Annotated in this window: 23 protein-coding genes; 9 read left to right on the top strand and 14 right to left on the bottom strand. The window is 64.1% G+C overall.

Translation table 11 applies throughout. The features are described from left to right. Positions 1-100 precede the first annotated feature (100 nt). Entirely contained in the window at positions 101-1,981 is a 1,881-nt protein-coding gene (locus tag AC1DRD_RS12750) for an XrtA/PEP-CTERM system amidotransferase (RefSeq protein ID WP_478041891.1), read from the top strand. Positions 1,982-2,098: 117 nt separating this feature from the next. On the opposite strand, the gene AC1DRD_RS12745 is transcribed toward AC1DRD_RS12750, so the two are convergent. The 3 genes from AC1DRD_RS12745 to AC1DRD_RS12735 all read right to left on the bottom strand — a co-directional run bounded on the left by AC1DRD_RS12745 (position 2,099) and on the right by AC1DRD_RS12735 (position 3,176). Then, complete coding sequence (locus tag AC1DRD_RS12745) at positions 2,099-2,278, bottom strand: hypothetical protein (protein WP_478041649.1); 180 nt, start codon at positions 2,276-2,278, stop codon at positions 2,099-2,101. Next, positions 2,271-2,702 (bottom strand): MAPEG family protein, encoded by a 432-nt coding sequence (locus AC1DRD_RS12740; protein WP_478041648.1) that lies wholly within the window; start codon positions 2,700-2,702, stop codon positions 2,271-2,273. Before AC1DRD_RS12740 ends, AC1DRD_RS12745 begins: the two co-directional genes overlap by 8 nt. A 75-nt stretch (positions 2,703-2,777) precedes the next feature. Further along, on the bottom strand, positions 2,778-3,176 hold the full coding sequence (locus tag AC1DRD_RS12735) for a winged helix-turn-helix transcriptional regulator (protein ID WP_478029139.1): 399 nt from the start codon (positions 3,174-3,176) through the stop codon (positions 2,778-2,780). 104 nt (positions 3,177-3,280) lie between these two features. On the opposite strand from AC1DRD_RS12735, the gene AC1DRD_RS12730 reads away from it, so the two are divergent. Then, entirely contained in the window at positions 3,281-4,051 is a 771-nt protein-coding gene (locus AC1DRD_RS12730) for an SDR family oxidoreductase (protein ID WP_478041647.1), read from the top strand. Positions 4,052-4,061: 10 nt separating this feature from the next. Further along, complete coding sequence (locus AC1DRD_RS12725; RefSeq protein WP_478041646.1) at positions 4,062-4,274, top strand: tautomerase family protein; 213 nt, start codon at positions 4,062-4,064, stop codon at positions 4,272-4,274. 205 nt (positions 4,275-4,479) lie between these two features. On the opposite strand, the gene AC1DRD_RS12720 is transcribed toward AC1DRD_RS12725, so the two are convergent. Next, positions 4,480-5,559, bottom strand: a complete 1,080-nt coding sequence (locus AC1DRD_RS12720; protein ID WP_478041644.1) for a 1,9-bis(guanidino)-5-aza-nonane synthase — start codon at positions 5,557-5,559, stop codon at positions 4,480-4,482. A gap of 154 nt (positions 5,560-5,713) precedes the next feature. Continuing rightward, positions 5,714-6,931, bottom strand: coding sequence for a type III PLP-dependent enzyme domain-containing protein (locus tag AC1DRD_RS12715; RefSeq protein WP_478029135.1), 1,218 nt, complete (start codon positions 6,929-6,931; stop codon positions 5,714-5,716). A 150-nt stretch (positions 6,932-7,081) separates the two neighbouring features. Here AC1DRD_RS12715 and AC1DRD_RS12710 point away from each other — a divergent pair, with 150 nt between their 5' ends. Then, complete coding sequence (locus AC1DRD_RS12710; RefSeq protein ID WP_478041643.1) at positions 7,082-8,092, top strand: threonine ammonia-lyase; 1,011 nt, start codon at positions 7,082-7,084, stop codon at positions 8,090-8,092. A gap of 5 nt (positions 8,093-8,097) precedes the next feature. Beyond that, complete coding sequence (locus AC1DRD_RS12705; protein ID WP_478041642.1) at positions 8,098-8,259, top strand: hypothetical protein; 162 nt, start codon at positions 8,098-8,100, stop codon at positions 8,257-8,259. Between the two features lie 55 nt (positions 8,260-8,314). Here the strand turns inward: AC1DRD_RS12705 and AC1DRD_RS12700 are convergent, their stop codons facing one another. Both AC1DRD_RS12700 and AC1DRD_RS12695 read right to left on the bottom strand, forming a co-directional pair. Then, complete coding sequence (locus AC1DRD_RS12700) at positions 8,315-10,600, bottom strand: patatin-like protein (RefSeq protein WP_478041641.1); 2,286 nt, start codon at positions 10,598-10,600, stop codon at positions 8,315-8,317. After that, positions 10,597-11,292 carry an endonuclease/exonuclease/phosphatase family protein gene (locus AC1DRD_RS12695; protein ID WP_478041640.1) on the bottom strand — a complete coding sequence of 232 codons (696 nt, stop codon included), beginning with the start codon at positions 11,290-11,292 and terminating at the stop codon, positions 10,597-10,599. The genes AC1DRD_RS12700 and AC1DRD_RS12695 overlap by 4 nt, the downstream gene beginning before the upstream one ends. A gap of 354 nt (positions 11,293-11,646) precedes the next feature. Here AC1DRD_RS12695 and AC1DRD_RS12690 point away from each other — a divergent pair, with 354 nt between their 5' ends. The 3 genes from AC1DRD_RS12690 (at position 11,647) to AC1DRD_RS12680 (ending at position 13,138) form a co-directional block, all read left to right on the top strand. Then, the gene (locus AC1DRD_RS12690; protein WP_478041638.1) at positions 11,647-12,024 is read left to right on the top strand and encodes a ribose-phosphate pyrophosphokinase; all 378 of its coding nucleotides are present in this window, start codon (positions 11,647-11,649) and stop codon (positions 12,022-12,024) included. Between the two features lie 55 nt (positions 12,025-12,079). Continuing rightward, positions 12,080-12,337, top strand: coding sequence for a hypothetical protein (locus tag AC1DRD_RS12685; RefSeq protein WP_478041637.1), 258 nt, complete (start codon positions 12,080-12,082; stop codon positions 12,335-12,337). A 225-nt stretch (positions 12,338-12,562) separates the two neighbouring features. Further along, positions 12,563-13,138, top strand: coding sequence for a hypothetical protein (locus tag AC1DRD_RS12680; RefSeq protein ID WP_478041634.1), 576 nt, complete (start codon positions 12,563-12,565; stop codon positions 13,136-13,138). Positions 13,139-13,278: 140 nt separating this feature from the next. Here the strand turns inward: AC1DRD_RS12680 and AC1DRD_RS12675 are convergent, their stop codons facing one another. The 5 genes from AC1DRD_RS12675 to AC1DRD_RS12655 all read right to left on the bottom strand — a co-directional run bounded on the left by AC1DRD_RS12675 (position 13,279) and on the right by AC1DRD_RS12655 (position 20,104). Next, on the bottom strand, positions 13,279-13,677 hold the full coding sequence (locus AC1DRD_RS12675; protein WP_478041633.1) for a response regulator: 399 nt from the start codon (positions 13,675-13,677) through the stop codon (positions 13,279-13,281). 179 nt (positions 13,678-13,856) lie between these two features. Then, entirely contained in the window at positions 13,857-14,849 is a 993-nt protein-coding gene (dgcA, locus tag AC1DRD_RS12670; protein WP_478041632.1) for an N-acetyl-D-Glu racemase DgcA, read from the bottom strand. Positions 14,850-14,857: 8 nt separating this feature from the next. Further along, positions 14,858-15,889, bottom strand: coding sequence for an N-acetyltransferase DgcN (dgcN, locus tag AC1DRD_RS12665; protein WP_478041631.1), 1,032 nt, complete (start codon positions 15,887-15,889; stop codon positions 14,858-14,860). A gap of 94 nt (positions 15,890-15,983) precedes the next feature. Continuing rightward, on the bottom strand, positions 15,984-16,868 hold the full coding sequence (locus AC1DRD_RS12660) for a LysR family transcriptional regulator (protein WP_066804118.1): 885 nt from the start codon (positions 16,866-16,868) through the stop codon (positions 15,984-15,986). A gap of 227 nt (positions 16,869-17,095) precedes the next feature. Next, positions 17,096-20,104 carry a TonB-dependent receptor plug domain-containing protein gene (locus AC1DRD_RS12655; protein WP_478041630.1) on the bottom strand — a complete coding sequence of 1,003 codons (3,009 nt, stop codon included), beginning with the start codon at positions 20,102-20,104 and terminating at the stop codon, positions 17,096-17,098. A 469-nt stretch (positions 20,105-20,573) separates the two neighbouring features. Between AC1DRD_RS12655 and AC1DRD_RS12650 the strand changes: the two genes are divergently transcribed. Next, positions 20,574-22,967: a penicillin acylase family protein gene (locus AC1DRD_RS12650; protein ID WP_478041629.1), complete on the top strand. Its 2,394-nt coding sequence runs from the start codon at positions 20,574-20,576 to the stop codon at positions 22,965-22,967. Positions 22,968-23,006: 39 nt separating this feature from the next. Here the strand turns inward: AC1DRD_RS12650 and AC1DRD_RS12645 are convergent, their stop codons facing one another. Then, the gene (locus tag AC1DRD_RS12645; protein WP_478041628.1) at positions 23,007-25,076 is read right to left on the bottom strand and encodes a S9 family peptidase; all 2,070 of its coding nucleotides are present in this window, start codon (positions 25,074-25,076) and stop codon (positions 23,007-23,009) included. Positions 25,077-25,241: 165 nt separating this feature from the next. Then, entirely contained in the window at positions 25,242-26,024 is a 783-nt protein-coding gene (locus AC1DRD_RS12640) for a DUF3108 domain-containing protein (RefSeq protein WP_478041627.1), read from the bottom strand. Positions 26,025-26,186: the final 162 nt, after the last annotated feature.

Raw genomic sequence — 26,186 nt, 5'->3', positions numbered from 1 at the left:
ATCCCAGCGAAAGCTGGGATCTCTAGAGTTATGGCGACATTGCCTGAGACCCCGGCTTGCGCTGGGGTGACGAGCACGAACACGGGGGTTGGTCAATAATATGTGCGGCATCGCCGGGATCTATCATCCCGGAACTCCCAAGCCGGTCGATCGCGCCCGCGTGCTGGCGATGGCCGATGCCCAGGCGCATCGCGGCCCCGACGGCGCCGGCGTGTGGACCGCGTCGGGTGTCGGCCTGTCGCATCGCCGCCTGGCGATCATCGACGTCGCGGGCAGCCCGCAGCCGATGCACGATGGCGACCTGACGGTCACCTATAATGGCGAGATTTACAATTTCGCCGAGGTCCGCGCCGAGCTTCAAGCGATGGGCGCGAAGTTCGTCACCAATGGCGATACCGAAGTGCTGCTCCATGGCTGGCGGCAATGGGGTCCAGCGATGCTCGATCGCCTCAACGGCATGTTCGCCTTCGCGCTGCACGATGCGGGGCGGCAATGCCTGTTCCTGGCGCGCGACCGGCTCGGGGTGAAGCCGCTCCATTACGTCGTGCTGTCGGACGGATCGGTCGCGTTCGCCTCCGAGCTGAAGGGGCTGCTCGCGCATCCGCTGCTCCGCCGCGCGCCCGATCTCGCCGCGATCGAGGATTTCATGGGGCTGGGCTACGTCCCCGACGATGCCTGCGTCGTCGCCGGCGTGAAGAAGCTGCCCGCCGCGCATTATCTGATGCTCGAGCGTGGGCGGCCGGTGCCGATGCCGCGCCGCTGGTGGGATCTCGACTTCACCAACCGCGCGAGCGGGTCCCTCAAGGATCTCGAGGCCGAATTGGTCGACCGCATGCGTGCCGCGGTGAAGCTGCGCATGGTGTCCGACGTGCCGCTCGGCGCGTTCCTGTCGGGTGGCGTCGATAGCTCGGCGGTGGTTGCGCTGATGGCCGAATTGTCGAAAGGCGCGGTCAAGACGTGCACGATTGGCTTCCAGGAAACCGGGCATGACGAGCGCGCTTATGCCGACGCTATCGCCGCGCGCTATCATACCGATCATCGCGAACGCGTCGTCGCCGCCGACGATTTCGCGCTGATCGACCGGCTGACCAGCGCCTTCGACGAGCCTTTCGCCGATGCTTCGGCGCTGGCGACGTTTCGTGTCTGCGAGCTGGCGCGCGAACAGGTGACAGTGGCCTTGTCCGGCGATGGCGCGGACGAGGCGTTTGCCGGCTATCGCCGATACAAGTTCCAGGCGGCCGAGGAGCGCATCCGTTCGCTCTTGCCGCGCGATATGTCGGCCAATGTGTTCCGCACGCTCGGGCGGTTCTATCCCAAGGCCGACTGGGCACCGCGTCCGCTACGCGCCAAGACGACCTTGCTTGCGCTCGCCGAGGATGGCGCGACCGCCTATGCACGCTCGGTCGGGGTGACCACGCCCGGGTTGCGCGAGAAATTGTTCACCGCCGAGGCTTGGCGCCAGCTTGGCGGTCACCGCGCCGAGAATCGCTATATCGCGACGATGCGTGACGCGCCGGCGCGCGACGCACTCGATCGCGCGCAATATGCCGATATCCAGCATTGGCTGACCGGCGACATCCTGACCAAGGTCGACCGTACCAGCATGGCGGTCAGCCTGGAAGCGCGCGAGCCGCTGCTCGACTATAGGTTGATGGAATTCGCCGCGACCTTGCCGGTGTCGATGCGGTTGCGGCGCGGCCAGGGCAAATGGCTGATGAAGAAGGCGATGCAGCGTTATCTGCCCGACGACATCCTCTATCGCCCGAAAATGGGGTTCGTCACCCCGATCAGCGCCTGGTTCCGCGGCGCGCTAGCCGACGAGGCGGCCGACTTGGCGCGCTCACCGCGGCTGCTGCAATGGTTCGATGGGCCCGCGATCGAACGGATCGCGGCGGAACACAAAGCGGGCCGTGCGGAGCATGGGCGGACCTTGTGGCAGCTGGTGACGCTCGACCGGAGTTTGGCGAGATTGTTCGGGTAGGCGGTGGATTCCCCTCCCGCTTGCGGGAGGGGCTAGGGGAGGGCGTGTCGGAAGACAGCGCTCTCCACATAACAGGCCCTCCCCCAACCCCTCCCGCAAGCGGGAGGGGAGTAACGCTCACCGCAATTTCGCAATCGCCAACCCGTCTTCCTTCGCGCGCTGCTTGACCGATTCCTCACTCCGCGTCAGCGCCTTGGCGATCGCCTTCAGCGCCATGCCCTTCTTGGCCAGCGTGTGGAGCTTCTGGATTTCGTCCTGCCGCCAGGGCTGACGATGGCGCTCGAATTTCTCAGCCATGGAACACCGCCATCGCGGCATGCAGAGTAAGCGCTATCAGGCAAAGGGTGGCCAGGATGAAGATCGTGAAGCGGATCGAGACCTTGTTGACCGTCGCCTGCCACAGGCTGTGTACGATGCGCAGCGCGACATAGGCCCAGGCGATCCAGGCATTGATCCCGTCACCGGTGCCGGTGAAGGCGATCACGAAAGATACGGCGTAAAAGCACGTCGGCTGCTCAAGCAAGTGATTGTAATTATGCGCTTTCCATTGCGCCTTGGCAGGAAGCACGCCGTCGGCGTCGCTGCCCTTGCCGCCCCTCAGCTTGGTTATATCGATTCCGGCGGCCTTCATCGCCGGCAAGCGCACCGCGATCATCCAGACGAACATCACCAATGTCCAGGCGATCAGAACGACGACCGGTTTCAGGATCTCGCTATGCATGAAGAGCCTCCCCCAGACTGCTATGCCGGGGACGCTGCATCAACCGGTCCGCGATTGCAACGGATTGCGCGGCGCTCAGCCCGGCCGTCGGGAATCGAAGGACGCGCGCGCGGCGTCGATACGCTCGAGATTGTCCTTCGCCCAGATCCACACGCCGCAAAACGCTTCGCCGAGCGAGAAGCCGAGATCGGTCAGGCGGTACTCGACCCGCGGCGGGATCACCGGATGGACAGTGCGCACGACCAACCCGTCGCGTTCCATCTGGCGCAGCGTCTGGGTCAGCATCTTCTGGCTGATCCCGGGTACCTCACGGCCGACCTGGGTGAATCGCAACTCGCCCCGCTCGGCGAGGACATCGAGGATCAGCATCGTCCATTTGTCCGCCACCCGGCCGATCACCTCGGTGACCAGCGCCTCGACGCGCGGATCTATGTCGGTCGGCCAGGGCAGATGATTGGGGGCAGGGGCGTTCATGCCGTCACTCTCTTTCGGGTAAGTATAAATCTTTTCGGTGCCTTCTTTCATATGGAGAGTAGGAGCGTACATCGCGGCCATCAACCCCAGGTAGGAGCGATCCGATGAAAAGCAGCGGCAACACCATCCTCATCACCGGCGGCGGGTCGGGCATCGGCGAAGCGCTGGCGCACCGGTTCCACGACGCCGGCAATGTCGTCATCATCGCAGGCCGCCGCCAGGACGCGCTCGACGCGGCGGCGGCGGGCCGGCCGAATATCCATACGGTGACGCTCGATGTCGAAAGCGCCGAAGGCGTGGCCGATTTCGCGGCGCGCGTCCTCGCGAGTTTCCCGGCGCTCAACGTGCTGATCAACAATGCCGGAATCATGCGGTTCGAGGCGCTCGATCATGCCCGCGATCTGTCGGATGCCGAGGCGACGATCACCACCAACCTGCTTGGCCCGATCCGGCTGACCAATGCGCTGATCGATCATCTTGTCGCGCAGCCCGACGCGGCGATCGTCAACGTGACCTCGGGGCTGGCGTTCGTGCCGCTAGTCGATACGCCGACCTACAATGCGACCAAGGCGGCGATCCATTCCTACACCGTCGCGATGCGCGACGCGCTCAACGGCAAGGTCGAGGTGATCGAACTCGCGCCGCCCGCGGTGCAGACGGGGCTGACCCCCGGGCAGGAATCGCGTGAAGGCTATCAACCGCTCGACGAATTCGCCGACGAAGTGATGGCATTGTTCGCCCAGCAGCCCACGCCGCCGGAGATACTGGTCCAGCGCGTGGCCTTCCTTCGCAATGCCGAGCGCGAAGGCCGGTTCGATGAGACTTTCCAACAACTCAACCAGTTCGCCCGCCAGGCGCGCGGCAATCAGAATTAAGGACGCCAACATGCCATTCGCGAATTTCAAGCTCCCCGAAGCCGCGCTCTCGAAGGCGCAAAAGGCCGACCTCGCACATCGCACGACCGACCTGCTCGTCGAATATTTCGGCGAAGGCGCGCGGGCGCATACGATGGTGCTGATCGAGGAGGTGCGGGATGGCGGCTATACCCGCGCCGACGAGGTGTTCGTCGTGCCCGAGGCTTATCGGGTTAGGGACTAATTCGATCTCCCTCTCCCCTTGTGGGAGAGGGAGGGAGCCGATGCAATCGGCGGAAGGGTGAGGGGGAGGCATGAGCGCTGCCCCTCATCCTTCCCACTCGCTGCGCGAGTGGGCCCCTTCCTTCTCCCACAAGGGGAGAAGGAGAAAAGAAAAGCGGCGCCCGATGGACCGGACGCCGCTTTGTTATCTCGACAGGCTTCAGCGCTTACGCGAAAAGCTTCGCCCAACGACGCTCCGGCCGGTCCTTCCACAAGCCCCGGTGATAGGCGTCGCTCGCCAACAGCGGCATCACCGAGCCGGCTTCGGCGAACACCATCTGCTCGATGCCGGTGTTGACCTTGCCCCAGCTGGCCGCCTCTTGCAGCGTCGAGGACGAGCAGGCGCCGTCGCGCACGTCGGCAACCGTGATCTGCACCGCATATTTGTGCACCTCGACATCCTCGTGACCGAGGATTTCGGCGCAGACGACGGTGTCCTGGACGAAATTCTTGGGCACGCCGCCGCCGATCATCAGCAGGCCGGTGGTCCCGGCCTGGATCTTGATCTCGGTCAGCTCGCGGAAATCGGCGATGGCGTCGAGCACCATATAGGGCTGGCCGGCCTTGGCGCGGTCGACCTGATGCTTGACCAGGCCGAATCCCGCCGACGAGTCGACGAACGCCGGGCAGAAGATCGGCACGTCATGCTCATAGGCGAGCTTGACCAGGCTGTTGTCCTTCTTGCCATGCTCGGCGAGATACTTGCCCATCTCGCGGATGAAGGCGCGGCTCGAATAGGGCTTGGCCTCCAGGCTGTCGGCGATCTGCAGGATCGTGTGGTCGCAATCCTGAAGCTGCTCCTCGTCGATATAGGTGTCGTAGATGCGGTCGATATAGAGCGAGCGCAGCGTATCGTCGTCAGGAATTTCAAGCGCTTGATAGTGCTTGTGGCCAAGACCTTCGAAGAAATCCATGTCGACGATCGTCGCGCCGGTCGCGACGACCACGTCGACCATGTTGTTGCGGATCAGCTCAGCATAGAGGTCCATGCAGCCGCCGGCCGAGGTCGAGCCGGCGATCACCAGGACGACGGTGCAATCCTTGTCCGCCAACATCTGGTTGTAGATCTTGGTCGCGCGGCCGAGGTCGCGGCTGGTGAAGCTCATGTCGCTCATCGCATCGACGATCGGGCGCGCGTCGAACGACTTGATGTCGATATGCTTGACCGTCTTCGACAGCAATTCCGCCTTGCGGGTGTCGTTGATCGGCGCGTTGGCGGCCGCGGTCTTGGTCAGGGTGTCGGTCATGGGTCTGTTCCCGTTTTCTCATGCCGCCGTCATTATGGGGACGCGGAAACCCGTAAAAACAGCCGTCACCCCAGCGAAAGCTGGGGTCTCAGGCAGCACGAATACCGCCCGAGATACCAGCTTTCGCTGGCATGACGGCTTTGAATGGTTGTCATTACAGCTTTACGACGTTCGACGCGACCTCGCGGTCCTCGCTCAGGTAAAGCGACGCCATCGGCTCGTCGTCGACGATCACCGTCTCGTCCGATCCGAAACCATTGAACGCGGTCCGCATCGCCGAGCCATAGGCGCCAAGCATCCCGATCTCGAGATAATCGCCCGCGCGCACATCCGCCGGCAGCATGAACGGCCCGCGCATATGGTCGAGATCGTCGCAGGTCGGGCCGTAGAAGCTGTACGCCATGTCCTTGGCGTGGCTGTCGGGCTCGCGCAGCAACGTGACCGGAAACCGCCAGGCGATGTGCGCGGCGTCGAACAGCGCGCCATAGGCACCGTCGTTGATGTACAATTCGTCGCCGCGGCGCTTTTCGACGCGCACGATGATCGAGCTGTACTCGGCGCACAGCGCGCGACCCGGTTCGGCCCAGAGTTCCGCCGAATAGGAAATCGGCAGGCTCTCGAACGCGCGATGGATCGTCTCGAAATAATGTTCGAGCGGCGGGGGCTCCATGCCGGGATAGGTCGACGGAAAGCCGCCACCGACATCGACCACATCGACGGTCACGCCGGCCTCGACGATCGCCTGCCGCACGCGCTCCATCGCCTCGGCATAAGCCGCGGGCGTCATCGCCTGGCTGCCGACATGGAAGCAGATGCCCAAAGCGTCGGCGATCTGCCGCGCCTGGAACAGCAGTTCCTTCGATTCGCCCGGCGCCACGCCGAATTTCGACGCGAGGCTGAGCTTGGAATGCTCTGACGACACGCGCAGGCGGACGCACAACGTCAGGTCGCTCGCGCCGTGCGTGGCGCGGACGATCTTGTCCAGTTCCTCGATCGAATCGAGGCTGAACGTCTTGCAGCCGTGCTTGAAATACGCCTCGTGGATCGCTTCCTCGGCCTTGACCGGGTGCATGAAGCACAGGGTCGCGTCGGGCAACGTGCGCCGCACCAGCCGCACCTCGGCGATCGAGGCGACGTCGTAATGCGTGATGCCGTTGTCCCAGAGGATCTGGATCAACTCGGGCGATGGATTCGCTTTGACGGCATACATCGAGCGGCCCGGAAACTTCTCGACGAAGAATCGGGCGGCGCGGGCTGCCGCATGCGGGCGAATGAGCGTGACCGGAGCAACCGGCCGCTGATCAAGAGCAATTCCGCGGGCGGAATTACCAGGGGCTTTCGCTAGCCCCAGCGCGCTATGATGCTTGTGCAACTCAAGGGACCTCCAAGTGGCTTGCGCCGTACGGTGAAATGCTGCCTTGCGGTTGGAAGTCCCATGGGGCAGCGGGAAGCGGGCAGATAAGGTCCAAAGGTTACCAAGTAAAGACTTTTTGGAACCGAATTTGGTGAGCGGAGGCGAAAAGTGACGATCGTAAGACAGCCGACACGGGCAGGGGTCAGGGACGCAGCGGCGAAGATCACGGCGATCCTGGCGCCATCGCCGCTTTTCACTCACGAAATCAATGGCGTGACGATCGCCTTCAAGGCCGAATCGCTGCAGCCGATCGGCGCGTTCAAGCTGCGCGGCGCGTGGCATCGGCTGACCGCATTGGACGATCATCAGCGCACGAAAGGCGTGGTCGCTTTCTCATCGGGTAATCACGCCCAGGGAGTCGCCTGGGCGGCGAAGCGGTTGGGCATTCCGGCGACGATCGTAATGCCGTCGGATGCACCCAAGGCGAAGCGCGACGGCACGCTCGCGCTCGGGGCGGAAGTCGTTCCCTATGATCGCATGACCGAGGACCGGGTGCGAATCGCCGCCGAGCTGGCCGAAGCGCGCGGCGCGGTGCTGGTGCCGAGCTTCGACGACCCCTGGATCATCGAGGGTCAGGGCAGCGCGGGAATCGAGGCGCGGCGGCAGATGGAGGCGATCGGGCTGGGCGAACCGACCCATGTCGTGATCCCTTGTGGCGGCGGCGGACTCGCTGCGGGAATCGCGCTTGGCCTGACCGAGGCCAGGATCACCGTGGTCGAGCCCGAAGGCTGGGATGATATGCGCCACAGCCTCGAGGCAAGCTGGATCGAGCCCGTCGGCCCCAACCCGCCGCCGACCGCGTGCGATGCGCTGCAGACGCCGGTCGTCTCGCCGTTGACCTTCGAGGTGCTGGCGCGGCGCGATGCCAAAGGTGTGGCGGTCAGCGAGGTCGAGGTTCGCGCGGCGCAGCGTTGGGCTGCGGCGAAACTGCATCTTGTGGTCGAGCCAGGCGGCGCGGTCGGGCTGGCGGCGCTACTCGCAGGCAAGGTCGCCGCCGAGGCGGGAATGCTGGTCATACTGTCGGGCGGCAATGTCGATATCGACGCTTATGCCAAGGCACTGGCCCCCGAACCGGCCGAGGCGCCGGCTTTCCCGGCGCTGAGCGAAAGCGAGTCCTGAGCGCGATGTTGGAGATGATCTATGCCGTAGCGATGATCGCGGCGGCGATCCTCGTCTATTTCGGGGTACGGCTGTGCCGCCGACCGGATACGCGGCTCAAGGGCGTGTTGATGGTCGTCATGGCCGCTGTCCTCGTCGGGAACGTGCTGATTGCGACGACGCTGTAGAGCCCATTTGAGACGGACAACGCTCAGCCTAGCCAAGCGGGTCTAGGTTGTAATCCTAACCCACTTCCCGCCTGAGCGCGTCGATCATGCCCGGAACCGCGGTCAGCCGCGCTTCCTCTTCGTTCAGGATCGCATGGAACGCATTGCGCTTGATCGCGGCGACGCGTCCCGGCTTCATCCGCACGCGCGGCGGGAGCGCGGACACGATGATGTCGATCATCCGCTCGGCGCCGTGCAGCCGGCCCCAGAGATAATCGTTCTCGCGATAGGCGCGACTGAAGAACGCGCCGAAGCTGTTGAACTGAATGCCTTTCAACGTCGCTTCAGCGCCGCCGGTGCGAATCGCTGTGGCGTCTTCCGGTGCGATGCGGTCGACCTTGATCGGGTCGAATTCGTCGAGCCCTTCGCCCTGGAGCAGCGGCAAGGTGGCGACGTCGAAAAACGGAAAGCCGAGATAACTGAGCAAGAGCGGCCGCTTCACATCCTTCGCCATGCCGGCAAAGGCGTCGGCGAGCTTGGCGTCGGTGTCGTCGTCGAGTTCTTTAAGGTTGAGCGATGCCGCCAGCTTTTCGAGCAATGGCGCGGCGTCATTGTACAAACTGCGCACATCGCGGCGCAAGGCGAGATGGGTGTCCGTCCGCTTGGCCTCGAGATAAGCGGCCAGCGCATCGTAGATCGCATCGCGTGCGGCGGTGAGCTGCTCCTCTGACAGAACGTCTTCCAGCTCGGCGAGCCGGCGGGCGACTAGCCGCAGCCTGCGGATACGGAAGCCGAGGTCGAACGAGCGCAGGAACAGGATCGCCGATTCGCTAGCCTTGCCGGCGAAGGTCAGTCCGCCGTCGCTGGCCTGCACCGCGGCTTCGACGGCCTGGCGGATGCGCGTCAGTCGATCGGCCCCGGGCTCTCCGCCGACCGCTTGGAGCAGGTTACTGATCAGGTCGATGACGCCCGCCACCTTGAGATGACCGTAGGCCGCATTAGCGTAGCCCGATTTCGCCGCGGCGGCATTCTGCGCCTTGGCGCGCCAGTTCTTGAGTCGGGTCGCGGTCGGCGAGTCCATGAACAACGTATAGTCGAACAGGCTTTCGATCTGCGTCTCGACCTCCGGTCGGATCGATCGCGTGATCGCGCGCATATTCTCGATCCGCTGGCTGCGTTCCTGGATTTCCTCGAGATTGTCGCGGATCGGTTGCTGCCGGGGGATTTCGGAGATCGCGCCGATGATCGTCTGGAAAAAGCCCGGCGAGGGCGCCGCGGTCGTGCCGAAATGGAAACCGGCGCCGGGCGAGGGGTCGATATAGATGAACCGCCGGTCGATCTCGCGCCGCGCCGGGCGTTCGCGCAGCGCGTCGATCGCCGGTCGGAACGGCGCGTTGACCAGCACTGACCCGTCGATCAGCACGGCGCTGTCGATCGCATTCACGGCATATTGCCGCGGCAGTGCGCGTTCGAGGAATGTCTCGCGCGTCGGCCAGGTCATTTCCCGGTCGGCCAGCACCTTGTCGAGCTCGGCGACGGTGAAGGGCGGGAACGCGCCGGGGAAGCTCGATGTCGCGCGCGCGGCGAAAACGAGCTCGGCAGGGTCGGCGAACCAGCCCGTGCCGTGGTCGGTAAACGGGATGACCAGGCGATGCTCGGTTTCCAGCACTTCGGGCGGGGAATTGAGTTCGAGCCGCTCGGGATGGCCGCGGAAATCGGTGACGGTGACGAACAGGTCGAGCGGCTGCCCGGCGGGCAGCAATCGCCCGTCGCCGCCGCCCGCAGCCATCGCCGCCAGCGCGTCGAGCACCAGATTGGTGAAACGCTCTCCCCCGAACGGCGGCTCGAACCAGCGCGAGCGGACGAAATGCGACAATTTCCGCTCGACCTCGGCGCGTGCTCCGGCCTCGACCAATTCGTCGACCCGCACCGCGCCGCGCCGTTGCGCCATCCAGGCGATCGGCAATGCCCAGGCCTTGGCGAACCGATGCGACGGGGCTGCCTTTGGATCGAGCAACGCTTCGATATCGGCGACGTCGAGCCACAATTGGGTCAAGGGCTCCAGGCTCTGCCCGGTCGCAATCGCCTGCGCCAGGAACACGCCGTTGATCCCGCCCGCGCTGGCGCCCGCGATGATATCCGGCAGCACGCGCAGCCGCACCTCGGCTTCCTTCTCGATCTCGCTCAACAGGCCGCAATAAATGTGTTCGGTCGACTCGACACTTGGCGCCTGCCCGGAATGATAAGCGCGGCTGGCGCGGGCCAGGCGCCAGATCTCCTTGGTGATGCCGTGCATATAGACCGCCAGGCTGATCCCGCCGTAGCAGACCAGCGCCATGCGCAGTTCCTTTTCGCGCGTCATGCCGTCGCGACCTTGGCCCAGATCGGCAGATGGTCGGATGCCCAGCGCGATGCGTGGCTGACATGCACACCGCAATCGGTGATCGCGAGGTCGGGCGAGGCCATGATGCGGTCGAGCCGCCCGACCGGCCGCCGCGCGTGAAAGCTGGGTCCGGTCGCCGCGAAGTGGAAGCGCGCGCCGAAGTCCTTGAGACAACCCGAGGCGCGGGTCCATTCGTTGAGGTCGCCCATCATTACCGTCGGCAATTGCTGCGTGCTGGCGTCGAGATGCGCCAGGATCGCGTCGGCCTGGCGCCGCCGCATCAGTCCCGACAGATCGAGATGCATGCCCACCACGCGGATCGCCTGGCCGCGGATGCGCAGATCGGCCATCACCGCGCCGCGCGGCTCCAGCGTCGGCAAATGGATCGCCTCGCAATCGACCACTTGCACGTCGCGCCGGACCAGCAGGACATTGCCATGCCATCCGCTCGACAACGGCCGCGATCCGAATGGCAGCGCCTTCCACGCGCCGTGATCGGACAAATGATCGGGTCCCAGGATCGCCGCGCGCCGGCCGAACCGGCGATCGGCCTCCTGCAGGGCGATCATGTCGGCATCGATTTCGTGCAGCACCGCCATGATCCGCTCCGGACTGCGGATGCGATCGGTGCCGACCCCTTTGCGAATATTGTAGCTCGCGACCTTGATCATTTTAGGGGGCAGACCCGCTACTAGTGAGGTCGAGATGGAGACGAAAAAGGCTGCTGGGAGAGAGGGCGCGCCGCCAGATAGCGGTGTCTATCTGGCAAGCGTCCGACCGCTCCAGCGGCCTTTTTCGTCCCACCGCTTCGCGGCAGCCATGTCCGGGCGCTGTGGCGCGTCGGAACGCTTGAACCGGGGAACCCCCCCGTTCTTCGCACTCCTCCTCCCACAGCATCCCGGACATGGCTGTCTCGATCCTCATTAGTAGCGGGTCTGCACCCTAGGGTTCCGCAACGCCCCTGACATGGTGCGAGTTGCAGCGGACTAGCCCAATTGACCGGTGCGTGTCATCCCGAAGGCGTCATGATCGACCAGAACTCCGCCAATTCGATCGCCGATGTCGCCCGCGTCCGCGCGCTGCTGATCGAGGCGGCGAAGGCGGGCGAGGCGATCAGCTATTCGCACCTGCTGGCCCAATTGGGGCACCGCTTCACCCGCCCCAAGATGCGCGCGGTGTGCAAGACGCTCGACGTGATCGACCAGGCAGCCGTCGTCGCTGGTGAACCCGAACTCGCCGTGCTTGTCGTCCGCGAATCGGACGGGTTGCCGGGCCAGGGCTGGTGGGGCGGAGCGAGAGCATTCGTGCTGGGGTATGACGGGCCGTGGACAGGGCCCATGGCGATGAAGCTGGTTCGCGAGCAGCAACAGATCGCGTTCGACTATTGGCGCGGTCGGGACTGATAATCACGGATGAGGCGTCGACCCACGAATTCCTATTCAATCAAGGCACCTTCAGATGAACGATCAAGACGGTAAGGACTTCTCAGTGCTGGCAATCGCTTCCGCCATGAGGGCGATCCGCGAGTTGCAGGGCATCATCGACATCGCCGGCATCGACGACGAAACGAAAGATAGACATAAAGATGTGGCCCAAGCGGCCGCAGCCGTCATCTTCGATATAATGGATACGCTGGTGACTCCGATCGAAGCAGCTCAGCCAGCGTTAAAAGAGGAGATGCATCGAAGAATTTCGCTTTTCGGACGATGTTTCTAGACTTCGATCCGGGGCCTAATTTCCGCCCCAGAACCCCGCCGCGGCGCGCTTACCATGCCATCGGCAAAATCGACGCCACGCTCCGGATCGTGTCCACCCGCGCGGGCGCGCCGGTCGAGTGAAGCATCTGGTGGAGTGGACCAGAAAGATTTCCGGCAACCGGCACTTCGATCCGACTGCATGTCCGATCACATGTGCCGCGATGATGCTCTCGGAGATGTACGGATGAACATTCGCGCCCCACTGGCCTTCGGTTTAGCCTTGACCCTCGCGTTCGGTCTACCGGTCGGCATCGGCCGCGCCGCCGACACCAATGCTGTGCCTCAGATGCTGCATGACGGGTCGCATGATTTCGATTTCGCGCGCGGCGTCTGGCACACGCATATCACCCGTGTGCTCGATCCGTTCGACGGCGGAACCCATATCACCACTTCCGACGGCACCAAGACCGCTACGCCGATCTGGGGTGGCCGCGGCTGGATCGAGGAGCTCGATGTCGATGGCCAGGACGGACATTGGCAAGGAGCGACGGTCTTTCTCTACAACGCGAAGGCCCGCCAATGGAGCCAGTCATATATCGACAGCGAAACCGGCGAGGTAGACACGCCAGGCATTGGTGAATTCAAGGACGGGCGGGGTGAGTTTTACGCGACCCAGAAATACAAGGGGCGCAGCGTCATGGTGCGTGGGGTTTGGTCGGACATCACGGCAGATTCGCACCGCTATGAAATCTTTTACTCGCAGGACGGCGGGCGCACTTGGGCTGCCGTCTTCAAGGCCTATCTGACCCGCGTGAAGTAGGTCGACTGGGGTTTACGGGGACGGGCGCATCAACCCCGAAGCTAAATTCCGGAGTTGTTGCAGCGGTCACCATAATTCCATGGCCGCCGATCCGAGCCACCGTTCCTTGTGATCAACGACGCCCGGAGGGCTGGGGTTCGCTACGCTCTATCCAATGTTGCCGTGCTGCTCACTGCTTTCCTGACCAACGCGACGAAGCTCTTTCCGTGGCGTACCAACTGAGCCTTGTCGAAGCACGCCTTGGCGCCGCGCTCGATCGCCTCGGTCTCGGCGGCCGATCCCCATGTGGTGTGCGACGATACCACAAGTACGGGTGCGTGCGGATGGCCAGCCAGCTCATCGAGGAAGGTGAAGCCGTCAACACCTGGCATAGCGAGGTCAAGTATGATGACGCTCGGCACGAACTTCTCGATCATCTCTCGCGCCGCAATCACGCTGTCGGCGGATCCCACGACCCGGAAATCTTTCTCACCTTCCAGTAATTGCTCGATGATCGCCCTCACAGTGAGCGAGTCGTCGATGACAAGTACATTGAACATGACCTTCTCCCTTGACCGGCACGGAAGGGACAACGCTTTAGTTCGGAATGAGTGGCGCACTGTCGCGCCTTCTGCGGCATCTGCCGTGGGGTACGGTGATGGATCGACCGAAAACTATTCTAGGTGCATCGCCGCCGTAGCGATAATAGCCACCTTTTCAGACTTGATCGCGCGCGCCTCTAGCGGTCGCCCCAAAATCCCCGCCGTGGCGCGCTCAGCATCCCGCCGACGCATTCGACTCCGCCTTCCCGATCATTCGCCAGCCATAAGGGGCCATCGAGATCGGCGAAAATGCTGTTGACGGCGACCATCAGGGCTGGCGCGATCGACAGCGAAGAGCAGATCATGCAGCCAGTCATCACGCCCAGCCCGCGCCGGCGCGCTTCCTTCGCCAGGTCGAGCGCGGCGGTCAGGCCGCCGGCCTTGTCGAGCTTGATGTTCACCACGGCATAGCCGTCGGGCAACGCCGCGAGATTCGATGCTTCATGCACCGATTCATCGGCGGCGATGGGAATCGCCGAGACGAACCCAGCCAGCGCGACATCGTCAGCCGCCGGTAGCGGTTGCTCGAGCAGGTCGACCCTCAGCTCGATCAGCAATTGCTGGAGCGAGCTCACCTCGTCGATCGTCCAGCTCTCATTGGGATCGACGATCAGGCGAGGCAGGGGCGCCGTGTCGCGGACGGCGCGCAATTGTGTGGCGGGATCGCTGCGGTCGACCTTGACCTTGATCAGCGGCACATCGGCCAGCGCCGCCGCCGCCACGCGCATGCGGTCTGGCGTGTCAAGCCCGACGGTCATGGCCGTCGGCATGGGGCCGATCGGTTGCTTGAGGCCGATCATCGTTGCGACGTCGCTGCCCGCGAGCCGTGCCTCCAGATCCCATAGCGCACAATCCACGGCGTTGCGTGCGGCACCAGCCGGCATCAGCCGCAACAGCTCCTCGCGTCCCGTACCGCTTTCAAGGGCGTCGCGTGCCGCGCCGATTGCGGCGATCGTGCTGTCGATCGTCTCGCCATAGCGCGGATAGGGAACGCATTCGCCGCGCCCGGCCACGCCATCCTGTTCGATCCGGACGGTCACGACCTCGGCGGCGGTCTTGGTCCCTCGCGAGATGCGGAACGGCGTGCTGAGCGGAAAGGTTTCGGGCTGGATCGATATCGTGCGGCGCATGGCGGCGATCAGGCGACTTGTCTGGCGCCGGCGCGGGCGGGCTCGCCGAGCAATGTGTCGAGAATGGCGTCGGCTCCAAACCGGAACGGATCGGAGCAGGGCAGGCCCATTTCGTCCGAAGTCCGGGTGCAGAGCGCGCGTGCCTCATCCTCGGGCATGGCGGAGGTGTTGAGCGCGATGCCGACTGCCCGCACCTTGGGATTGGTCAGCCGGGCTACCTGGAGATTGGCTTCCAGACATTCGGCGATCCCAGGCAGGCCGAAATGCGGCAGACCGCGCATGTGCTTGCGCACCGGGTCATGGCACATCACGATCGCGTCCGGCTGGGCGCCGTGCAGTAAGCCGGTGGAAACCCCGGCGAAGGACGGGTGGAACAAGGATCCCTGACCTTCGATCAGATCCCAGCCGTCGTCGCTCCGCGCGGGCGACAATTGCTCGATCGCGCCCGAGATGAAGTCGGCGATCACCGCATCGAGCGGCACGCCGCTTCCCGCTACCAGGATGCCGGTCTGGCCGGTCGCGCGGAAATCCGCCTTGACGCCGCGCTGGGTCAGCCCGCGTGTCAGGCACAAGGTGGTGTACATCTTGCCGACCGAGCAATCGGTGCCGACGGTCAGCAGGCGATTGCCCGCGCGCGGCTTGCCGTTGCCGACCGGGATGCCCGGTTGCGGGTCGCGCACGTCGTGCAATGCGCGGCCGAGCAGGCTCGCCGCCTCGACCAGCCGCGGTTCGTCCTTCAAGCGCTGGTGCAGACCCGAGGCGATGTCGAGCCCCGCTTCCATCGCCGCGATCGCGTCGGCGACCATGTCCTTGCCCAGCGTGCCGCCGGCATTGGCGACGCCCAGGATCAGCGTCCTGGCGCCGGCCGCCACCGCGGTCGCGAAATCCATCCGCGGCAGGTCGAGCGTGAGCCGGCAATCGTCGTGGCGGAATTCGCCGACGCACACTTCCGGCCGGAACACGGCCAGCCCGCGCGACGTCTTGATGCCGGCATGGTCGTTCGAGTGACCGAGATACAGAAGATAAGGCGTGGCGATCATGTCGGTTCGGCTGCAAATTTCCAGGGAAGCCAAACTGTATCGCCGCGCCCGGAGGAGCCCCAATATTTAACACCACGGCCCCTATAGCGTAAGGCTATAGCTTATCGATCACGTCCGCCAGAAGGTCGAGAAACTCGGAGGCGGTATGGGTTGGCGGGCGGTCCTGCATATAGACCGCGTTGATGTCGAAGGTGATCGCCGGCTGGAGTGGGCGTGACGCCAGCCCCGTTGCTACCGATGCCTGCGCGGTGAAATTGTCGACGATCGCCATGCCGACGCCGGCGCGGACCAACGCGGCGGCGACATAATAAGTGCGCGCCGACACCACTTCGTCGAGCACCACGCCCAATTGGTTGAGTTCGCTCGACAACATGCGCCCGATCGGCCCCGACTGGACCGGGCTGATGAACTTGTGCTCGCGCAAATCGGTAAGATGGATGCGTGACGGTGCGTCCGGGAAATCCTGCTCGCGATAGAGCACGACCAATTCGCCTTCGCCGATCACCTGATGCCCCACGGGCGCGGCAGGCGGCACTTCGTAGCTGATCGCGATATCCGTCTCGCGCTCGTACAATTTGCGCACCATCTCGTCATGATGCAGCGTCTGCAGGTCGAACAAGATGTCCTCATGCCCGCGCAGGAATTCGGCGACCGCGTCGGGAATGGCGCCGAGCCCGAGTGACGGGAGCGCGGAGATGCGTAACAGACTGCCCCGTCCGAGCCGCATATTGTGGCACGCCTGACGCAGCGATCGCACGCGGTCCTGGATTTCCGACACTTCGCCGAACAGGGCACGCGCATCCTGGGTCGGGATCAGCCGCCCGCGGGCGCGCTCGAACAGCGGCAGCCCGATCGAATCTTCGGCGTGCCGGAGCACCTTGGTGACAGAGGGTTGCGAGACGTTGAGCGAGCGCGCCGCCGCGCTGACGGTGCCGTGCAGATAGACAGCGTGGAAGACTTCGAGCTGGCGCAGGTTCATGTCTTGGCCCTCTTGATAGCCGCGCCGAAACGCCCGGTCATCGAACGGCGCTCTGAATTGCCCATCATGGCGTCGATGACGGACGCTAACGAGCTGGGAATGGAGCGGTTTCTCGTACCTATTCCCTAAAGCTATGGATTGCAAAGTCCGCTCGGAAGTCCGGCCCGAAAAGGGGAGGGCGCCGCACGGCTTTCGGCCACGCGACGCCCCAGGGGAGGGACTCTGGATCAGCGCAGCTTGATGCGAACGCCGACGCGGAAAGTACGTCCGAGCATGTCGGAATAGGTGGTGTTGGCGGCAAGCCCGGTTTCGGGGACCAGCAGCGGCCAACGGTTGAAGATGTTAGTCACGTTGACGAAGAACTCGGCGTCGGACGTGTTGTTGATCTTCACCCGCTGCGTCAGGTTGAGATCGACGTAGAACAGCCCCGACACATGGTTGTTGTCGTAGGTCGGGAAATTCGTGGTCGAGACCGGACAACTGGTCGAGCACTCGATGCCGTTGGAGGCGTATTTGCCCGAGCTCACGCCACGCGCCACCGCGGTGATCGACGTGGTCGGGAAATCGAGCGTGCCGCTGAAGTGGAATATCCAGCTCGGCGTGCTGCCCTGGCCACCGTTCACGCCCGCGGTGTTGACGGCGACCGATCCCTGGACGCCTGCGTAAAGCAAATTGTCGAGATAGTTGGTCGCTGTGCCACGCAGGGTGAAGCTGCTCGCATTGCCCAGAGGCACGCGATATGCGGCTTCGAAATCGATGCCGCGGACGAGTTGCCGCGAGAAGTTGAACGGCTGGCTGCGGAATAACAGCTTCGAAGCATTTGTCGGATCGACCGTATAGCTCGAACAGAAGTCCTGATTGCCGAGCGAGCACAGGTTGATGATGTCCTGCGCGCCGAACGATCCGATCGCATCCTTGATCTCGATTCGGAAGTAATCGATCGAGGCGTTGAAACCCGGGAGGAACCGAGGCGTGATGACCGCGCCGATATTCCACGAATCCGACTTTTCGGGCTTCAGATTGGGATTGCCGATGACCGTTGCCGAATAGGAATAGGAGGCCGGCCCCTTCGACGGGTCGTTGGCATCGTAGAACGGGTTACGCACCGAATCGCTGTTCGAGCCGCCAGCCTGGTAGAGGTCGCTGAGGTTGGGTGCCCGGATATCGCGCGACCGCGTCACGCGGAAACGGATGTCCCTGATCGGTTGCCAGGTCGCGCCTGCCTTCCAGGTCGTGACGTAGCCTGCGGTCGAATAATCGGTCGCCCGCACCGCGCCGTTGAATTCGAGCCCCAGCCCGAGCGGCACGACGGTTTCGAGATAGGCTTCCTTCACGTTGTACCGGCCGTTGGTCGGCAGGTAATTGCCGACGGACCAGCGGTTCGTCGTGGAGATTGCGTGCCCGTTCGCGTCGAGGTTGATGATCGGCTGGAATTGTGCCGGCACGGATCCCTTGATGCTTTCTTCCCGCCATTCGGCGCCGACCGACACGCTGACATCACCCGCCCAAGTGGCGAACGGGGTCAGCGCCAGGTTGGCGCCAGCGACCTTCTGCTCGGCGATTTCGTTGCGCTCGGGATTGCCGAGCACATAAGCGAAGGCGGCCGGGTTGGCGACACCAATACCCAGGCGGTTGAGCGGGATGCAGCCGTTGGTCGGACTGGTCAGCGATGAACGGCACACGATCGTGCCCGCCGCTACGCCGAGCGCGTTGCCGGCGGGTGCGAACACCGCATCGGTCGCATTCAGCATGTTCTGCGTGTTCATGATGTTGGTCAGCTGTTCACGCATGTCGGTGCGGCCGTACTGGGCGTAGACATCCCAGTGCGCGTCCTTGCCGAATGCCTGGAACTTGCCGTCAGCGCCGATCACGTAACGCTGGACCTTCCGCTCGTTGTTGACGCCGCGATAGGGCAAGTCGACAGCGGTCGTAGCGACCGTCACGCTGGTGATGCCCGCAAGCTGTGCCGCGCCGAGTGCCTGGATCAGATAGGCGTTATCCGGCTTATAGTTGATGCCGGTGGACAGGTTCGGGCCGGCGTTGAATACCGACTTGCCGCGATTGTACGATCCCTCGAAGTAGATCTCGGCATTGTCCGTGATGTCGTAGCTCAACCGGCCGAAGACGCCGTACCGGTTCTCTTCGGGCATCAGGCCGATGCGGCGGCCCGAATCGTTGACCCGCCAGTCTCCGCCCTGGGTGAGCGAAGGCCCGGACGCCCCCGTTACCGCCGGGAAAGTGTACGTGCCGAAGTTGAAGTGGTTCACCGACCCACCCTGGCCGAAATAGATGCCACGGAGAGTGTTCGTCGCGACGCCGCCGAAGGACGACCCGGTAATTAGGCCACCCGGCGTCGAGTTCGAGGCGCCGACCTGCCGCAACGTGGTGAGAAATTGCGGTGCCGTGGTGCTGTTGGTCGACCAAGCAGGGTTGGTGATGCGGACATAGCCGGTGGCGTTCCAGGCGCGATCGACGCTGAAGATGCCATCCTGGTGAGCGAGCTCGCCGTTTACGACGACATGGCCGCGGCCGCCCGCGAACGACGTGCCGGCGGTGATGGTGAACCTGTAATTGCTGCCGTCGCCATAAGTCGTGACGCCGCTATCGGCCGAGACCTTGAGGCCTTCATACTTCTTGTCGAGGATGAAGTTGACCACGCCGGCGACCGCGTCGGAGCCATAGGCCGCCGAGGCGCCGCCGGTGACGATTTCGACGCTCTTCACCAGACCTTGCGGGATGGTGTTGATATCGACGATGTCGTTGACCGTCGAGCCGACCGAGCGATGGCCGTCGATCAGCACCAGTGTTCGCGTGCCGGTCGACTGGTTATCGAGATTGCGCAGGTTGAGCGCGTTGATGCCCGCCTGGCCGCTCGAAAGGTTGAGCCGCGAATTCGCAGGCCGGGTCGAGCCCGCAAGCGCGGGGAGGCTGTTGACGAAGTCGGCCAAGTTGTTGGTCGGCGACTGCGTCTCGATCTCTTTCTGCGTCAGTACGGTCAGCGGCTGTGGCGACTGAAATCCGCTGCGCACGATGCGCGAGCCTGTGACCACGATATCCGAATCGTCGGTCGGCGCCGCGGCTGGCGCATTTTGCGGCGTCGCCTGGGCGTCCTGCGGCGCGGCCGGGCTCGCTTGCGCGAAGGCCGGCGCGCTATGGACGATGGCCAGCGCCGTCATGGCCAGACCCGCCGCGTAACGGCGGTCGATCCGCGGATTAATACGCCCGAAAATAGACATTCAAACAACCCCTTTGGCTTGCGATCGGGCCGATATGGAGGAACTCCTCCGACGTGCATGGCGCGTCGAGACCCGATTTCGTAGCTTGGACCATGTGGCTGCCGACCAGCCCATGTGTCCCACCTGCAATGTCGGCGGAACGTACCGGAGTGCCGATTGGCTTGCTCCCGCCATCCCTGCCTTTTTGGAAGGGCGACTGCCCGCTGTGTTGCGGAAACATGTCACTTCCGAGACGGGAGGTTACAGGGCGCCTAAAGGGGGTCAATAGAAGCGGGGTTACTATGATTTTGCTTGGGTATAGCCTGAGGGAATAGGGTTCGCGGTGAGGGTATCGGCGCTCAGTTGCGCATGCGCCGATAACTCATGGCTATAGGGGACGCCCGGCTTGCTATGCAGCCTTGCTCAACCCACTGCGATAGGGTCTCGATTCATTGGGATGACGATTGGGTGATAACGATTGGGGCCCTTGATGATTCAGCGTCGCGCGTTCCTGTTGAGCTCGGTCGCGATGCTCGCCTTGCCGGGCACGAGTTTGGCCGCGGAGGTGAGTAGGTCCAGCCCCGGCCGGGGCCGCACCATTCGCCTGGCAGGGGCGCGGGCGCCGATCGAGATTCTCGAGGACGCCATGGGCGTCCCGCATATCCGCGCGAAATCCAAGCATGACGCGTTCTTTGGCCAGGGTTACGTCGTCGCGCGCGACCGGATGTTCCAGATCGATTGGGACTATCGCCGCGAGCTAGGACGCATGGCGGAAGTGTTCGGCTCGCGCTTCGTGTCTGCCGATAGCGCGGCGCGGCTGTTCCTCTATCGCGGCGATGTGGACGCCGAACTCAGCTCGCTGCCGCCCGAAGTGCTCGATTGCGCGCGCGGTTATGTCGCCGGGATCAACGCGCGGATCGACGAGCTCGAGGCTGATCCCAGCCAGTTGCCGCTCGAATATGGCATATTGGGCATCACACCGCTGCGCTGGGATGTGCGCGATCTCGTCCGCATGCGCGGCGGCGGGATCGGGGATGCCGATGACGAAGTGCGCCACGCTCAGCTCCAGGCGCGCGGGCTGCTCGAATTCGACCGGTTCATGGATCCGCTGCGCCCGGCGTGGCAATTCACCGTACCCGACGGGCTCGATTGCGCGGCGGTCAGCGATGCCGATCTCGGCATCCTGCTCGAAGGATCGACGCCACTGCCGTTCGGCCAGAAGATCGCGGCCTATGACCGCGACCTCGATCGTATCGATCGCATCGCGCAAGGCAGCAACGCCTGGACCGTCGCCGGCAGTCGTACAGCAACCGGCCGCCCGATCCTGGCCAACGATCCGCATCTCGGGATCGGCGGGCTCAGCCCGCGGCACATCGCGCACCTGACCGCGCCGGGCCTCGACGTGATTGGCGGCGGCGATCCCGGACTGCCCGGGATCATGCAAGGCCATACCGACCGCTTCGCGTTCGGCCGGACCAACTTCCATATCGACCAGACCGACTTGTTCATCCTCAAGACGCGCGAGGACGATCCCGAGCAATATTGGCATAACGGCCAGTGGAAGCGCTTTGAGACGGTCGAGGAGGAGATCGCGGTCAAGGCCGGCCCCTCCGAGCGTGTGACTTTGCGTTATTCGCAAGGCCGGCCCGTCATCTCGCAGGATCCGGCGCGTCACCGCGCAGTCGTCCAGGCCAGCGTGGCGCTGTTGCCCGGCGCGAACATGCGGTTCGCGATCATCGCGATTAATCTGGCGCACGATTGGGCGTCGCTGCGTCAGGCGCTCAAGATCCACGTCTCGCCGACCAATCATCATTACGCCGACGTGCATGGCAATACCGGGTGGCAGGCGAGCGGGTTCACCCCCAAGCGGCCCAAGCATGACGGTCTGTTCCCGGCACCGGGCGACGGCAGCTACGACTGGACGGGAATCCTCAAGGTCGAGGAAATGCCCAACAGCTACAATCCCAAAGCCGGCTGGTTCGCCTCGGCTAACCAGATGAATCTGCCATCCGACTACCCATACAAGGATCGCAAGATCAGCTTCAGCTGGAGCGATTCTTATCGCTACGATCGCATCGCCGAGGTGCTGAGCAGCCAGTCCAAGCACCGCGTCGAGGATAGTGTCGCGCTCCAGCATGACGTGCAATCTTTGCCGGCGCGCGCGCTGGTTAAGCTGCTGCCCGCGACCCTGTCGCCCGAAGCGGCTCCGGCAGCGGCGCTGTTGCGGCAATGGAATTGCGGGATAGCGGCGGATAGCGCGGCAGCCTTGCTGTATGAGCAGATCATGCCGGAACTGTCCTCGGCGTTCCGCGACCTGGTCATTCCCAAGGCCGCGCGCGATCTCCTCAAGACGATGAACCTGTCGGAGATGATGCGCCTGCTGGCCAATCCCGACCATTATCTCGGCGACAATCCGATCGCGGCGCGTGACGCACTGCTCGACAAGGCGTTGGCGGCAGGATGGGCCAAAGCGGTCAAGCTTGCCGGCCCCGATCCGGCGCAATGGCGCTGGGGCGATCTGCATCAGGTATCGATCGCGCACCCGCTATCGGCCTCGCCTGCGATCGCCGCGGCGTTCCCCAGGATCGATGGCGGGAGGTCGGGCGGCGACGGCTACACCGTCATGGCGCGCGGCGTGAACCTGGGGCGCAAGACCTTCAACGTGATGCACGGCGCGAGCTATCTGCTCGTGGCGGACGTCGGCGCCTGGGATAACTCGCGCGTTCTGCTGCTGCCGGGCCAATCCGGCGACCCACGTTCGCCGCATTATCGCGACTGGTATCAGGAGTGGCTGACGGCCAACACGCAACCTCTATGGTTCAGCAAAGCCGCGGTCGATGCGCACGCCGCGACACGGACGATGATCGCGCCGGCCAAAGGGTAAAAATCCTCCCCGGCACGGGGAGGATTTAGGTCAGCCCCTCTACTTCCCGCCCTTCAACGTCCGCGCAAAGAACGCCTCGGTCGCGCGATAGCTCGCCAGCCAGTCGCCATAGCGGAAGAAATCGTGCCGCTCGTTGGGCAGGCTCAATTCCTCGAACGGCACGCCGCGCGCGGTCAGCTCGCGGGCGAGCAGCAGCGACTGGTCATGATCGACATTCTTGTCGTCGTCGCCATGGACGATGAGCACGGGCGAGCGCCAGCGCGAGATCGATCCCATCGGCGACGACTGCCATTGCAGCTCGCGTGCCTTGATCTCGGCATCGGGCGACAGCGACGCATCGCCAGGCCGAACCAAGGTGTGAACCCCGTGAAAATCGGCACCCGCGGCGAACAGGTCGCTGTCGCGCGCCAGCGCCAGCGCGGTGAGATATCCACCCCAGCTTCCGCCCCAGATGCCGATCCTCTTGGGATCGACGTCCGGCTGCTTCGCCAGCCAACGCCCGCCGGCCAGCACGTCACGATATTCGGAGGCGCCGTCACGCCCGGTTTCGGGTGCTTCGCGGAAGGCCCGGCCATAATTGGTGCCGCTGCGATAATTGACCGACAGCACCGTATAGCCCAGCGTCGCGAACCGCTGATTGCGGACATAAGCGTTTGAATAATAATGCATCGGGTTGAACGCCGGCAGCATCTGGCGGCGAGGTCCGCCATGGACGAAGATCAGGGCAGGGTGGGGGCCGGATCCCTTGCCGCGGAACAACTGGCCATGGACCTGCATGCCGTCCGTGGCGGTGAAGACGATCGTCTCGGGTTTGGAATAAGAGGACGCGATCGCCACCGGGCCTAGCGGTTCCATGCCTTCGACGAGCACCATATGCGCCGGACGCTGGGCATCGGTCGCTGTAGCCGCCAACCGGTCGCCGCCGAACACCGGGCGAAAAACGAAGGTGTCATCCTGCGTCAGCCGGATGGGCTTGCCGCTCGCAATCTCCGCGCGCCAGAGTTGGCGCGTATCGAGGTTGCCGGCATTGGCGGCATAGACGATCGCCTGGCCGTCCGGCGTTGGCGTGAACGTCTCGACCTCATTGGCGTCGGGGGTCAGGTCGCGCGGCGTGCCGCCGGTCGCAACCGGCAACGCATAGATGTGCATCCAGCCGGTGCGTTCCCATGGGAACAGCAGATGGCCGGACGCGGTCCAGAATAGATTGCGCCCGCGCGTCCCCGCGAACTGCCCACCTTCACCGCTGGGCGCCGACCAGATCGTGCGGGTGACGCCGCTGGTCAGATCGGCGATGCGCACGGACCAGAACGAGGCGCTGCTGTCCGGCACGTCCGCAGGCGGATTGCGGAATTGCAGGAACGCGACTTGCCGGGCGTCGGTCGAGAAGATCGGATCGCTCGATTGGCCCAAAGTCGGCCCGAGATAGCGCAACGAGCGCCGCGCGATATCGAGCAGGCCGATAAAGCTATGGCCCTTGCGCTGTTCGGTGAACAGCAATTGCCCACCATCCGGCGACCATTGTAAATCCTCCACCGAGCCGGCGACGGTGGCGAGCCGACGTGAGGCAGCATCGCCGCTCCACAGCCAGATCTCGCCCTTGCGCGTATATGCGACGCGCATGCCGTCCTGGCTGAACGCCGCGCCATGGCCGAGCCCGATCTTGACTGGCGCCCGCGATCCCGCGACGTCGGCGACGAACAGCGCCTGCTCGGGCGCTTCGAGCGCGATCCCGGTATTGGGCGCGTTCGCTTCGGGAAACTCGGCGTCTCCGCCGCGCACGAACAGCAGCCGACGGCCGTCCTGGCTCAGCTGCGGCTCGGAGAGTTCGACGCCGTCGTCGCCGGTAAAGGCGGTGCGCGCGTGAGCCGGGACACCCGGTCCGGCTACCCAGACATTGCGTGAACCGGCTTCATCCTCGATCCAGGCGAACAGCCGGGCCTGGCGAGCGCCGGTAAGATCGCTGGCGAACGGCAGCGCGAGGTTGGCGGCCAGCGCGTCGGCCGGCCGGCTGTCGCCGGAGCTTGGAGAGGATGGCCCGCCAAGTGCCGGCGCACCGGCTAGGGAAAGAGCGAGCAGCGCGGAGGCCAGCCAGGCGGGATGCAGCGTCATGTGCACAGGCTAGAAACAGAAAAGCGCGCCGGGCAAGCATTCGATTCGGCGCTTATGCCAAGCGGTTATGGCTCTTCTTCCCCGACGCATACCCGCGATGTTGTCACCAAGCGGACTCGTTCAATCGACGAGCAGCTCGCCTCGATATCGCGGGTATTGGTGCGGTTAGGACTTTGCGTCTCCTGCCTCCTGCGGGAGCAATGTTTTGACCAGGGTCGCGCCGCCATCCATCGGCGCCTCTTCATGGATCAGCAGCTGGTTCGACTTGGCGAACCAGAAGCGCGCACCGATCTTGCCCGTGTTATAGTCGGCGGTGACCAGCCAGCAGTCGATCGGACGCCCATCGGGCCCAGGAATCGTCTCCGACCCCGCCACGACGAAATTGTAGCGGCCGGGTTTACCGATACCGGCATCGTAGAAGGGCATGTTGAACGTCCGTCCGCTCGCCATCGGAAGCGTCTGAAACAACTCCATGTCGGTTTCGAAATTGTACGAGGGCTCGGGCAGCGCCATGACGAAGTCCTTGCGGTTGTTATTGGCGAGGTCCGCCATGCCGACCACCTGAGCGGTGTCGAACCGGTACCCGGCATAGTCGTCCTTGCCGTCCTGTACGGTGTGACGGACGTGGGTGCTCGGCGTGAAGGTGCGTGCGTCGAACCAGCTGTCCTGGATCAATACCCTGCTGCCATCGGCCCGATCCCAGCGCTGCGCGATGTGCAGTGCGTTGGGCCGGCCTTGCGCGTCGGGGCCGAAGCTGACCGTGCGCTGCCAGATATCGATCGCTTTACGACTGCCATCCGCGCCGACCATATAGCGCACGTAGCGATGCACACCGGGACGCAGCTTGGCGAAACGGGCGAGCGGCTCGCCGACCTTGAGGCGCATCGTGTCGGCGTGCGCCGGCACCGAGAAGGCCGAGCTCATGACAAGGATGGTGAGAGCTTTCATCGCGCGCATATAGGCCTTTCCGCAGTTGGGAGGGGTGTTGTATAGAGGTGGTACACCACCAAGACATTGCGTCCGTGTCAAGATATTCGCGATGAAATCGAATGGGATGAGTGAAGGCTCGCGAGGCCCGCGCGACGATGCCCAGCGCGGGTTGCGGGAAAG

The organism is Sphingomonas sp. P4_G2 (assembly GCF_056401155.1).
This window is presented reverse-complemented; position numbering and strand designations above follow the sequence as displayed.